The organism is Halovivax sp., assembly GCA_007119345.1.
Classification (GTDB): Archaea; Halobacteriota; Halobacteria; order Halobacteriales; family Natrialbaceae; genus Halovivax.
This window is the reverse complement of sequence record SKPV01000089.1, coordinates 1-12,668: the sequence shown is the minus strand read 5'-3', so window position 1 is coordinate 12,668 and position 12,668 is coordinate 1. Positions and strand designations below refer to the sequence as shown.

Here is a 12,668-nt window from a genome sequence, read left to right as displayed (position 1 = left end):
CGATCGGTCACGTCCACGTCGGCGTCCGATCGGTCACGTCCACGTCGGCGTCCGTCTCGGCGAGCAGCTCCTCGAAGCCGTCGTGCTCGAACTGGTCGACGACTGGCGCGCGCTCGCGGGGTCCTGACGCTCGGGTCGGGGTGAAACGAGAAAGGACCGGTCGTGAGACCGATCCCAATGAGCCTTCGTGAAATCGTTTCAGCCGCTGGAACCCACGCGGGCGGGGTTGACGGGCAACGCGTGGAGCCTCCAGGGCCGTTCGGCCACTTCCGCCCGTGCGGTAATGAGCCTTCTGGTCAGTGCAACCAATGAGCACGGGCCCCGGTCACAGTGCGGTCGCGCTCGGTCGCAGCGAGACGGCGTCCGTCCGCGGTTCGGCCGCGCTCGGTCGGCTCACTCCAGGCGCTCTAACACCGCGTCGGTCTCGTAGGCCAGCGAGAGCGACCGCGATCGACCGCGACCGTCGATGTCCGCGTAGTCGGCGTCGATCAGGTCCAGCTGGTCGAGTTTGTTGACGATCTCCGAGTAGCGCGTGTAGCCGAGGTCGGTCTCCTCGCGGAACGCCTCGTAGACCTCGCCGGCCTGTTCGCCGTCGTGCTCGGCGATCACCCGCACGAGCGCGCGTTCGGTGTCCGACAGCCCACGGAGGCTCCGCGAGAGGCTGATGTACTTGGAGGTCTCGTAGGCCTTCTCGACGTCCTCGGCGGAGATGGTCCGGCTGCCGCGCATCTCGGCGTTCAGTCCGGCGCGCTTGAAGAGGTCGATCCCGACCCGGAGGTCGCCGCTCTCGGCGGTGAGTTCCGCCACCCGGTCGAGGATCGGCGCGGAGACGACGCCGTCGTGGAAGCCGCGGTCGACCCGCTCGCGGAGGATGTCGACGATCTCGCGCTGGCCGTAGACGGGAAAGTAGACGTCCTCGGGCCGGAAGACGCTCTGGACGCGGGCGTCGAGCTCGTCGACCACCTCGAGGGTGGGATCGGAGGAGACGACGATGACGCCGATCTTGGCGCCGGGGTGCTCCTCGTGGGCGCGCAGCAGCGAGTACAGCGTGTCCGAGGCCTCGTTCTCGTAGAAGAGGTAGTTGACGTCGTCGAGCGCGACCACCAGCACGCGGTCGTCCTCGACGAGCTGCTCGGCGATCTGGCCGAACAGCTTCTTGAACGAGATCCCCGAGGAGGGCGGCTCGTAGTCGAACGTTCCCTCGAACAGCCTGGAAAAGACCGAGTACCGGGTGGCGTTCACCTGGCAGTTGACCCGGATCGTCCGCACGTCCCGGGTCTGGGCTCCGATCTCGTCGTAGAGCTTCTGGATCGCCGTCGTCTTGCCGGTCCCCGGCGGGCCCCGGACCATCACGTTCAGCGGCCGCGAGCCCCGCACCGCCGGACGCAGGGCGTAGATGAGGCTCTGCATCTGCGAGTCGCGGTGCTTGAAGGTCTCGGGAACGTAGTCGATCTCGAACACCTGTTCGTTGCGAAAGACCGACTCGTCCCAGCCCAGCATCCCCTCGTCGGGGTCCCCAGCCATCACTTTCACCTCGCTCTCGGAGCTACTTAGGTGTTTGCTGGCTACGCCCCTCCCGGGCGGTCGCTTCGCCGGACGCCGTCGATTCAGGCGGCCTCCACCCGCCGCAACCACCGCTCCAGATCGGCGGGCGCGAACCGCCCGTGGTGGGACAGCCGGGCGTGCGCCCGGGCCAGTCGGCGGGCCTCGTCGCCGGCGTCGCACCGGAGTTCGAAGGTGCAGTCGTCCCGCGGGCACTCGAATTGGTACGCCATGTCCTAGCGCAGGGCGTCCGGGACGGTAAGCGACGGTCCTTGCACACCCCGGTAGTGTCCGTCGGTTCGGGTGAGGACGACCGACGAGCATCGTACGGGCGACCGACGAACATTGTACGAGCGACCGACGAGCACTGCACGGGCGACCGACGAGCACTGCACGGGCGACCGACGAGCACTGCACGGGCGACCGACGAACCGTCCGGCGGCGAGGACCGACCGCCGTGACCTCCGGTCGATCGACGGGGCCGCCGATCGCCCGGACGACCGCCGGCCGAGCGGCCCCCGACTCACTCGAACTTCTCCAGCAGCCGCTCGTAGAACCCGCCCGCGTCCGCCCCGCCGTCCGCACTCACCGCTCCCCCGTCGGCCTCTCCGGCTAACTTCTCGACGATCAGCTCGGGCGTCGACCGCGCCAGGTGGTTCGCCACGGGCGAGCGGTTCACCTCGAGTTCGCCGTCGACGAGTCCCACCGCCTCGATGCCGTCGACGGGGACGTCGTGGGCGGCCATCTCCCCGATCTCCCCGGCCAGGTGGGAGACGAACACGGCGGTCGCGTCGCGCTCCGTGAGCGCTTCCAGGATCCCCGCGATGATCTTCGCGCTCGCGCCGGGCTCGGTGATGCTCTCCAGTTCGTCGACCAGCACCAGGCTGCCCGCGCCGCCGGTCGCGAGGTCGGCGAACTGCCTGACGGTGGCCTCGAACGCGCCCGCGTCGAGGGTTCCCTGGGTCTTGGCGTGGTAGTGGAGGTCCTCGAACCGGCGCAGTTCGACGCGCTCGGCGGGAACGGGCAGGCCCATGTGCGCGAGGACGACCACGCTCGCCACCAGGTCGAGCGTGGAGGTCTTCCCGCCGCTGTTGACCCCGGAAAGCAGCCGGACGCCGGTCACCGCGTAGTCGACGGGGTCGATCCGCTCGGGCGGCTCGTCGAGCAGCGGCGAGCGGCCGCCCTCGATCGCGACGCCGACCCGCTCCGCCCCGGCCGGCTCCCCCTCGTCGGCGCCGGTCCCGCCCGCGGTCGATCCGTCGCCCGCCTCCCAGCGGAACGTCGGCATCGCGCAGTCGAAATCGGCGGCGAAGCGAGCGATCGCCAGCTCGACGTCCAGCTCGAGCGCCCGCCGGACGAGCGCGTCGGCGCCCTCGCGCAGCTCCGCCAGGTCGGCGGCCAGCTCGCGCTTTCGCTCGGCCGCCCGCCGGTCCCGCTCGGTCCGGAGCTCCTCGCGCAGTCGCGAGATCACGTCGTCGTCGTGGGCGACGGGGAACGCCGGCTCGTCGCCGAACGCCCGCGCCGCGACCTCGGCCTCGCCGGCGTCGAGGTCGAGGGCGTCGACGAGGTGCTCGCGGGCGGCGTCGACGGCGGCGGCGTACTCGTCGGCGAGCTCCCGGGAGAGCAGCGAGTCGACGCCGGCGCCCCGCTCGACGAGCGAGAGCAGGTCCGCCCCCTCGATGGTGACGTCGCGGGCCTGGATCGCCTCCCGGAGGCGATCGTTGGCGACGCTCTCGGCGGTGGCGACAGCGGCGTCCAGCTCGTCGAGCGCCGCTTCGAGCCGGTCGAGTTCGTCGTCGCCGGCGACGGCGCCGTCCGCCCCCAGCCGTTCGAGGCCCCGCTCGAGCGCGTCGAGGTCGCAGGGCGCCTCGAGGTCGGCCGCCCGGTGGACGGCGACGGCCGCCCGGAGCGTCTCGCGGTTGTGCGAGAAGAACGCCAGCGGGCGCTCGGGGACGACCTCGACGGGGTCGTCGAACGCGTCCGGCCGAACCCGAACGTCGCCCTCGACGTCGACGCCGGCGAATCGCTCGTCGATCGCGATCACGGTGGCGTAGCCGCGGGCGAGCTCGGCCAGCCCGCGGGCGTCCTCGACCACCTCGACGGAGAGTTCCGGGAACGCCTCGCGGGCCCGGGAGTAGCGCTCGGCGTCGGTCGTCGCCAGACAGCGCTCTCGGACCCGGACGTCGCCGGGCTCGGAGACGGGCCGGACCGCCCCGAGCGCGTCGGCCACCGCGGGATCGGGTTCGCGCTCCAGGGCCGCCTCGGCGACCGCCCTGGCCTCCTCGATTCGCGACCGCCGGCCGCTCGGGTAGAACGTCTCGAGCCGGCGGGCCGCGTAGTCGGTGACGGCCCGCTCCTGTAAGAGCACCAGCAGCTCGCGGTGGATCTCCCGCGCGCGATCGGTCGCGAGGAAGTCCCCGGGATCGTCGTGCTCGGCACGAATCGCCGCGCGCGCGATGCGGGCGGCCCGGCCCGGGGGAATGCCCGGCGCCCGCGCGATCGCCGCCACGTCGCCCTCGCGCAGCGCCCGCTCGGGGTCGTCGAGTTCGGCCAGCGCCCGCGCCGTCTTCTCGCCGACGCCCGTGATCGCTTCGAGCTCCATTCGGCCGTCGTTACGCACGAGTCGGAAAAAATACGTTGTGTCTCGAACTGTCGGGGGCGAGTCACGAACGGCCGCCGTCGGGCCCCCAGCGGAGGTCCCGGAGCCCGAACCGACGGACCTCGGGCAGGCCCCGCTCGATCTGCGCCCGGGTGAACGGCGTCTCGGGCGCGAGATCGGCCGGAAGCGGGTCGCAGACGGCGGCCGGTTCGGGCTCGACCAGCCCCTCCGAGAGCATCCGCACCTGCGCCCTCGCCGTCGCCGGCGTCTCCAGGAGCGCCTCCTGGAGGCGCGCCAGCATCCGATGGCCGACGACCGGCACCGGCACCGTGATCGGCTCTCGCCCCATCACCCGGCCGATCCGGCCCACGAACGTTTCGAGCGCGAGTTCCTCCGGTCCGACGACGGGGACGGTCGTCCCCGCCAACCGGTCCTCGAGGAGTGCGACTTCCAGCACGTCGACCAGGTCGTCCACGACGAGCGGCCGCATCCGCCGCTCCCCGAAGCCGACGAGGCCGAAGACGGGGGCGGTCGCCAGCGCTCGGGAGACCTGCGTCAGGACGTGGTCGCCGGGGCCGTAGGTGAGCCCGATCTTGCAGACGACGTGGTCGACGTCGGCGCCGCGGACGAGTTCCTCCGCGACCCACTTCGACTCGTGGTAGCCCGACCCGCAGTTCGGCCGGGCTTTCAGGAAGCTGCTCAGGACGAGCCGGTCCGCGTCGGCGGCCTCGGCCGCGCTCGCGACCGCCCGCGTCCCCTGGACGTGGACTCGCCGGTAGGTCTGCGGGCCGCGCTCGAACGGAATCCCCGCGAGGTGAGCGACGACGTCGACGTCCGCGAACGCCGTCCGGAGCGCCGGCTCGTCGTCGACGGGCGCCGCGACGACGCGGACGCCGTCCAGCTCCGCGAGGTCCGCGGGCGGGGCGGTCTCCCCGCGCGAGGTCGCGACCACCTCGTGGCCCGCCGCCGCGAGTCGTCGCGTCAGGTGCGATCCGATGAATCCCGTGGCGCCGGTGACGCCGACCTGCATCGATCGGAAGGCCCCCGCGAGCGCACTTGAAAGCGCGGGATCGATCCCGGGCCGATCGCGATCCGATCCGCGATACTCCGCCCGTACGCCCGATTCGATCCGCTCTCCCGGACTCCCGTCGGGGCCGTCGGCGCCGGACCGCGATCGGATCACCCGATCGGAAACCGCGGGCTTGCGCGTCCCGGCCCAGCCGGTATCCCGCGGACGGCCCTCCACCCGGTATGTCACTCACGAAGTTCCTCGGCTCGAAAGCGACTCGATCCCTGACGGTCGTCTCGGTCCTCTCGGAGGCGAAACGCGCGATGGATCGGGGCAACCGGACGCGGGCGCTCCTCCTGGCCGGCGTGGCCGTCGTCGCCTGGAAGTGGGCGATCATCGGTCTCCTCGCCCAGGGCGTCGTGAAGGTGCTGCGAGGCGGCGGACGGCCGACGCCGGCCGGTAGCTGAATCGAGCGTCGAGAGCGGGAACCGGTCTCCCGGTCGCCGCCGGCGGCACCTTCGCGTACGCCGGACCACTCTTCCGATCATCGGCGTCACAGTCGCGAATGCCGGCTGGCACGGTGACGGCTCCGTCGGTAACTCCGATTTACAAGCCGTGATTCCCGTCGGCGACGGCGGACGGGTCGTCTTCCAGCATGGCGTCCAGATCGTAGTGGCCGTCGGGACCGCGTCCCTCCGCCCCGCGGGCCTCCTCGGCGGAGAGCTCGGCGGTGTAGGCGCCGGAGAGGCTGTCGCTGACGAAGACGAAATCGCGCTCCTCGTGGTAGACGGCGCCCCACGCGAACGGCGGCGACGCCAGTCCGAGGGCGTTCCGGCCGTCTCCGGGCAGCTCCGACGCGCCCTCGACGGTGGCGAGGCGCTCGGTCGGCGTCGGCTCGCGCGGGTCGGTGAGGTTACAGACCCAGGCCCCCTGGCGGTAGCCCCCGTCGACGAGCAGGGTTTCCTCATCCATCGGTACCACGTCGTGGAAGTGCGTCGTCCACCAGTAGGTCTCGTCGGGCTCCATCCGACGGGCGTCGGGCGAGTGGGTGAATCCGATGGGCTGGGGGTCCTCGAGCGAGCCCTCGTCCCACCCGAGATCGAAGACGTGCTTGCCGCCGGGAATCCCTCCCTGTTTCTCGTCGCCGATCACCGCCAGGTCGCGTTCGGGATCGTAGTCGGCCTGGTGGCACAGCTCGAACCCAGGCTCGCCGAGTTCCGCGTAGTCCGGCTGGTCGGCGTACTCGAAGTGACCCAGCACCCGGGGGTCGTAGGGGTCGTCCGCGTCGTAGGTGACGTACCCGGCGTCGGGCCCGGCGATGATCGCGGCGTGGAGCACGTTCCGGCCGGGATCGTACTCGAGGTCGTGGCAGTAGCCGGTCGGGCCGACGCGCTCGACCACCTCCGGCGCCCCGGGGGTGCTCACGTCGACGACGACGAACGCGACGTCGGTCTGGGGATTCGTGTCGACGAGGTAGATCACCGGCTCCTCGGGGTGCGTCGAGAGCTTGTGGACGCCGGTGTCGACGTCGTCGAACTCGACGACGACCGCCGGATCGTCCGGTGTCCCCTCCTCGTGCCCGAAGTCGACGACCTCGATGCCCCTTCGGTCTCCCTCCTGGGAGCGGTAGTAGATGCCGTCTCGGAGCGCGTCGAACTTGACGTCGTTCGTGCGCGTCTCGGCCGACGCGGTGTCGAGCTCGTGGGACACTTCGGGGGCCGCCAGGTCCGAGAGGTCGACGAGCGTGCTGGCGACGTCGCTGTGGGGCGTCGGGAAGCTCCCCATCACGCCCCACTCGCCGTCGGGACTGACGTGGCCGAACGTGTAGAACGGGGAGTCGTCCGCGAGCGCGTGGCCGAGCGGGTCGATCCGGCCGGGGACGCCCTCGCCGGAGCGGGCGTGATCCAGGTTCTCCTCGACGTCGTCGGCGTCATCGTCGGGGTCGTCGTCGGTGCCGTCGTCGGCGTCCTCGGCGCCCTCGGCGTCGTCGTCGGAATCGTCGTCGCTTCCCGCACAGCCGGCCAGCGGGAGGGACAGCGCGGCGGTGGACCCGATCAGCAGTCGGCGGCGTTTCATGTTCGTGCCATCTTGAGACCGCGAAGTAAGCCTTGCCATCCCGGAACACGGTGGGGATCGCCGGACGACGCTCGCGTGGCGCCGATCCCGACCGTCTCGGTCGTCGCCTGGCGATTTGGGTCCGGGGGCGATCACGGGCTCTCGTAATCGTACTCCTCGTCCGGGTCCTCGACGCCCTCGGTTCGAGAGCCGACCCAGGCGCCCAGCGAGACGCCGTAGACGAGGTGTGCGGCGTGAAAGAGCGCGAGCTCGTCCGCGTCCAGCCGGACGTCGAGCAGCTCTTTCAGCATGAACTGGGAGCCCAACGCCGAGAGCACCATCCCGTAGACGCCGCCCCAGACGATGCCTCGCTGCTCGGCCTCGATCGCGCGCTCGGCGTCCTGCAGCGCGAACAGTCCGCCGAAAACCGCGCCCGCCGTGGTCCCGTAGACGAGGTGGAGGACCAATCCCGCGACCGTGTGATCGTCGGGATCGTCGCTGCCGACGCCGTAGCGGGCCCAGAAGTTCGCCGACGGCGGCAGCGAGCGCAGTATCGGGAGCCTGAACGCGGTCATGATGAGCGTCGCGACGAATCCCGCCTGGAGGCCGCGGACGCTCGCGCGGGCGGCGTGGGCCAGTCGATCGGGCGGCTCGCCGGCCGCCGTCTCCTCCTCCGCGTCTCGCTGTTCGCGAACCCACTCGAGTGCGGTTGCCATCCCGCGGACGTTCGCCGCCCGGCGACGTAACGGTGGTGCCGGTATGGGCGGGGTACGGGCGCGAACGCGCCGCCGTCACCGCCGTCGCGAGGGACGGATACCGGCCGGAGCGGACTCGATCAGTCGACGCCGACCCACTTCAGGATCGCCAGCGTCCCCTCGAACAGGAGGATCATCACGATCGCGACGATGACCGGCGCCATCATCGTCGGATCGAAGGTGAACATGAACGACAGCCCGGCGAACGCCGCCCAGAAGTACAGCCGCTTCTCGGCGAGCCACCGCCGCGAGGTGACGCCCATCATGATCGCCATCATGATCAACAGCGGGATCTGGAAGACGATGGCGAGGAAGGCCGTCAGGGTGATCACCAGGTTGAACGTCTCGCCCAGGGCGTAGTGGATCTCGGCGCTGCCCTCCGAGTAGAAGGTGAAGTACTCGAACAGGAGTGGCAAGACGAGCAGGTACGAGAACAGCATGCCGACGCCCGCCAGGACGACGCTCGTCGGCACCGCCGCGAGGTAGTACTTGCGCTCGTTGGGGTACAGTCCCGGCCGCATGAACAGGTAACACTGGTAGACGAACATCGGGAGCGCGACCATGATCCCCAGCAGGGCGGCGACCTTGATCCGGGTCAGCCACAGCTCGAGCGGGTGGTAGATGTGGGGCGGCCACTCCTCGGCCTCGGGGATGACGTCCGCCCAGATGAAGGCGATGGCGTCCGAGGCCCAGAGGATGCCGATGGCCGTGCCGGCGGCGCCGAACAGTAACACGACCGCCACCCGGGAGATCATCTCCTCGATGTGGTCGGCGAGGGGCATCTCCTCGTCGTCCGGGGGCGTCGAGATGCCGCCGACGTCCTCGCCCGGGTACGTCGGCTCCTGGGTGCCGGTCCCGGTCTCGGCCGCCGCCTTCGCCTCGGCGGCGTCCGATGCGGATTCCGACGCCGTCGACGCCCGTTCTTTCTTTTTCGGCTTCCCGCGGGGAATGTCCGACTGGACGTTGGCTTTGTGCATGTTGGTCGGCTTGAGGCCACCGTCGTCGGGGTCGTCCACGTCTTCGTCTACGCTTTCGGCATCCTCCGTCTCGCCTTCGTCGTCTGCGTCAGCGTCTTGGTCGTCGTCGTCTGCGTCAGCGTCTTGATCGTCGGCGGCTTCTGCTTCTTCGTCTTGATCGTCGGCGGCTTCTGCGTCTTCGTCTTGATCGTCGGCGGCTTCTGCTTCTTCGTCTTGATCGTCGGCGGCTTCTGCGTCTTCGTCTTGATCGTCGGCGGCTTCTGCGTCTTCGTCCTGGTCGTCGGCGTCAGCGTCAGCGTCTTGATCGTCCGCGTCTTCTGCATCAGCGTCTTGATCGTCCGCGTCTTCTGCGTCAGCGTCTTGATCATCGGCGGCTTCGTCCTCGTCGTCCACGCTTTCCGCATCGTCCGTCTCGACTTCTGCGTTGCCGGCGCCGTCGCCGTTTTCCTCGCCGCTTTCCTCACCGTACGAGAGACCGTCGCCGCCGATGGTCGGTTCGCCGTCGGCGGGATCGCCGCCGTCCGGCGTCGCCGGGCCGGTCGCGCCGTCGGCGTCGTCGCCCTCGTCGGTCGGGGGATCGAGCCGTCGCTCGTCGTCGTCACCCGTCGACCGCTCGCCGGCGTCGTCCCGCGGCTCCTCGTCGCCGTCGGCGGCCGCTCGATCGTCCCGCTCGTCCGGCATCTACGTGATGTAGTCTCGGGCCGGGTTATAGGCCTTTTTCTTACGTCGGCGAGACGACGGCGAGAATCGGTGCGCGGCCCGGTTCGGCGACCGAGTGCCGGTTGACTCGAAAGGTTGATAACTGGAAGAAAGGTACGCTCCGCTAGTCTATGAGTTCCGTCGTCGACGAGGACACCGCCCGCGCCGTCAACTCCGGGCGGCAGACCCTCGGCGCGATGCTCTCCAGCGCCCAGGATCACCTCCAGAAGATCTTCATCGTCTTCGTCGTCGGCTTCATGGGGACGTTCTGGTTGCTCCGGATCTGGATCTGGGACTTCCTCGAGGCGACGGCGACGGCTCGGATGGATCCCGACCTCGTCGCGGCGACGGACATCATCACCCGGACCCCGTTCGAGGTCATCCTGTTGCAGGCGAAGATCGGGCTCCTGTTCGGGGTCATCTTCGCGATACCGGCCTTGCTCTACTACTCGCGGGACGCACTCAAGCGCCGCGGGATGCGCAGCGCCGTCCCCATCTCGAAGTGGTACCTCGCGGCGTTCGCGCTCGCCTCGTTTTCGCTCTTCTGGATCGGCATCTTCTACGCGTACGTCGTCTTCTTCCCGTACGCGTTCTTCTTCCTCGGCGACGTCGCCTTCAGCGCCGGGGTGAAACCGAGCTGGGGGATCACGGAGTTCACCGAGTTCATCGCGCTGCTGACGATCTCGTTCGGCCTCGCCGCCCAGCTGCCGCTCTTCATGGGCGTCCTCTCCTACACCGAGATCGTCCCCTACGAGACGTTCCGGGACAAGTGGCGTCACGCCGTCGTCGCGATGACGGCGTTCGGGGCCGTCTTCTCGCCGCCGGACCCGTTCACGCTGATCATGTGGGCGATGCCGCTCGTCCTGCTGTACGGTTTCAGCCTCGGGCTGGCGAAACTCGTCGCCAACATCAGGCGACGGGGTGCGGCCGAGATCGGCAGCGGCGTGGCGCTGATGAAGCGCCGACTGGGACAATTCGTGGGGGTCGTGACCGTCGCGTTCGCGCTCGCCGCCGCGGCGCTCTGGGCCGGCGCGCGCGAGTGGCTCGCGACCGAGGTCGGCCCGCAGATGCCGGGCTTCCTCTGGCCCGACGAACCGACGTTCCTGGACGCGCTCGTGACGGATCACGGCACGCTCGGCGTCGTCGCGGCCGCGCTGATCCTGGCGTCGCTGATCGGCGTCGCGATCCTGGCCGTCTTCACCGTCCAGGTGCTTCGCGGTCCCGTCTACCCCCGCGAGAGCCAGCTGCTGATGGCCGAGACGCCCGACGACGTCGACTTCGACGTGCTCGACGCGGCGGACATCGAGCGGGTCCCGCGGGCGGTCTTCGACAACATGAGCGAAGACCGGATGATGGACATCGCCCGCGAGTCGATGCACGCCGACGACCGGGAGAAGGCCCAGGCGATCATCGACCGCTTCGACTCGCTCGCCGCGCTCGACGATGACGACGCGGAGGACGGGGCGGCCGGCGCGTCCGCGGGCGGGGCCGCGGCCGCCGGTGGCGCGGTCGAGGAGGAGTCCGGCGGCTTCTTTTCGAGCACCGCCGCCGGGATGCTCGATCCGTTCACCGAGGAGGAGACCACCGAGGAGGACATCGGCGGCTACGCCTACGACCTCGCGTTCATCGTGGACAGCCTCACGTCGAAGATGATCTACCTCGTCGGCATCTTCATGGCGGTGCTGGCGGGCTCGTTCTTCTGGCTCTACACGGGCGGCATCGGCTACGTGCTGGCGGTGTTCGTCCGGCAGGTTCCCGACTCGGTGCTGGAGGACGTCGCGGAACGCAACGACGCGACCATCGACGACGACATGTCGACGCTGGAGCTCATCCAGCAACTCGACTTCGTCATCGCGCTCCACCCCGTCGAGGTGCTGATCTTCATCGTGAAGGTCTCGACGCTGCTGGCGATCATCGCGGTGCTCCCGTTCTTGCTGTACTGGGCCTGGCCGGCCATCCAGGAGCGCGGCCTCGCCCGCGGCGACCGGCGGGTGTTCGCCGTCTGGGGCGGCGCGCTGTTCGTCGGCTTCCTCCTCGGGACCGTCGTCGGCTTCTTCTACATCGCTCCCGCGGTGATCTCGTACCTCATCACCGACGCGGTGAACAACGACATGGTGATCTCCTACCGGATCAAGAGCTTCTTCTGGCTCGTGATCTTCACCACCGTCGGCGTCGGCTTCCTGATGAACGTGGTCGTCACGATGGCGCTGTTCCACGTCGGCAACATCGTCAGCTACCGGGCCATGCTCGGGGCCTGGCGGCCGGTCACCGTCGGCATCTTCGCGTTCGCCGCGGTCGTCAGCCCCCGCGGGCTGCTTACGATGCTGGTCTTCGCGATCCCGCTCGTGCTCACCTACCTCCTCGGGCTGGCGGTGCTGTACGTGTTGACGGCGGGCGGGCGGCTGTTCGGCGGGGGCGGCGAGTCCCACGCCGAGCCGGAGCCGGATCCGGAACCCGGCGCCGTCGGCGAGTGAGCGGTCGACGGCGCCGACAAGCGACGTAGCGGTGACGGCGAGTAAGCGGCCGACGGACGTCGTAGCGTCGACGCGCGACGTGACGGTGACGGCGCGTGAGCGGGCGCGGCGTCGATACGGGGTAGGGGTTCGGTAACGTGCGATTACGGAGGGATTTATACGATGGGTCGAGGTAGTGAGCCCAACTTACTGGGATACGATGACCACCGCCAACCAGACTCGTCCACAGGACCTGACCGTCGCCTGTATCGTCCGCGCTCCGTTACTGCTCGAACCGATCGACGCAAAGATCGAGACCCTCCGAGGGTGTGAGCGCCGCGGAGAGATCGGCGCGCTCGTCCTGCGGAGCTGGCCCGACGCCGTCTCGCTCGAGTCCGACGGGCCGGAGAGCGAGGTCGTCGAGCAGTTCCGTCGGTTCGACGGCTGGGCGGCCGAGCGGGACCTCTCGATCAGGCCGCCGTTCCGGATCCGCACCCGCTCGTCGATGGTCGACGACGCGACGAAGCGCGTCCTCGTCACGCCGGTCCTCTCGCTCGCCCTCTACGACGGGGACGCGCT

General features: G+C 69.8%; 10 protein-coding genes. 3 read left to right on the top strand and 7 right to left on the bottom strand.

Annotated elements, in window-relative coordinates; translation table 11 throughout:
* Positions 1-393: 393 nt before the first annotated feature.
* The 4 genes from QZT59_RS06200 to QZT59_RS06185 form a co-directional block, all read right to left on the bottom strand.
* Positions 394-1,524 carry an ORC1-type DNA replication protein gene (locus QZT59_RS06200; protein ID WP_290812873.1) on the bottom strand — a complete coding sequence of 377 codons (1,131 nt, stop codon included), beginning with the start codon at positions 1,522-1,524 and terminating at the stop codon, positions 394-396.
* An 83-nt stretch (positions 1,525-1,607) separates the two neighbouring features.
* Positions 1,608-1,775: a hypothetical protein gene (locus tag QZT59_RS06195; protein ID WP_290812870.1), complete on the bottom strand. Its 168-nt coding sequence runs from the start codon at positions 1,773-1,775 to the stop codon at positions 1,608-1,610.
* Between the two features lie 290 nt (positions 1,776-2,065).
* Complete coding sequence (locus tag QZT59_RS06190) at positions 2,066-4,144, bottom strand: helix-hairpin-helix domain-containing protein (RefSeq protein WP_290812867.1); 2,079 nt, start codon at positions 4,142-4,144, stop codon at positions 2,066-2,068.
* Between the two features lie 61 nt (positions 4,145-4,205).
* Complete coding sequence (locus QZT59_RS06185) at positions 4,206-5,399, bottom strand: NAD-dependent epimerase/dehydratase family protein (protein WP_290812864.1); 1,194 nt, start codon at positions 5,397-5,399, stop codon at positions 4,206-4,208.
* Between QZT59_RS06185 and QZT59_RS06180 the strand changes: the two genes are divergently transcribed.
* A complete protein-coding gene (locus tag QZT59_RS06180; RefSeq protein ID WP_290812862.1) occupies positions 5,393-5,617 on the top strand; it encodes a hypothetical protein in 225 nt (74 codons plus the stop codon). The two genes, QZT59_RS06185 and QZT59_RS06180, sit on opposite strands and share 7 nt — an antisense overlap.
* 139 nt (positions 5,618-5,756) lie before the next feature.
* Here the strand turns inward: QZT59_RS06180 and QZT59_RS06175 are convergent, their stop codons facing one another.
* From QZT59_RS06175 to QZT59_RS06165, 3 genes are all read right to left on the bottom strand, one after another.
* The gene (locus tag QZT59_RS06175) at positions 5,757-7,226 is read right to left on the bottom strand and encodes a regulatory P domain-containing protein (RefSeq protein WP_290812859.1); all 1,470 of its coding nucleotides are present in this window, start codon (positions 7,224-7,226) and stop codon (positions 5,757-5,759) included.
* A gap of 131 nt (positions 7,227-7,357) precedes the next feature.
* Positions 7,358-7,921 (bottom strand): DUF6789 family protein, encoded by a 564-nt coding sequence (locus QZT59_RS06170; protein WP_290812856.1) that lies wholly within the window; start codon positions 7,919-7,921, stop codon positions 7,358-7,360.
* A 119-nt stretch (positions 7,922-8,040) separates the two neighbouring features.
* Positions 8,041-9,330: a twin-arginine translocase subunit TatC gene (locus tag QZT59_RS06165; protein WP_394348640.1), complete on the bottom strand. Its 1,290-nt coding sequence runs from the start codon at positions 9,328-9,330 to the stop codon at positions 8,041-8,043.
* Positions 9,331-9,767: 437 nt separating this feature from the next.
* On the opposite strand from QZT59_RS06165, the gene QZT59_RS06160 reads away from it, so the two are divergent.
* Both QZT59_RS06160 and QZT59_RS06155 read left to right on the top strand, forming a co-directional pair.
* Entirely contained in the window at positions 9,768-12,110 is a 2,343-nt protein-coding gene (locus QZT59_RS06160; RefSeq protein WP_290812853.1) for a twin-arginine translocase subunit TatC, read from the top strand.
* 199 nt (positions 12,111-12,309) lie between these two features.
* Positions 12,310-12,668 (top strand): HTH domain-containing protein (locus QZT59_RS06155; protein ID WP_343195726.1); only part of this gene is annotated, 359 nt, incomplete at its 3' end.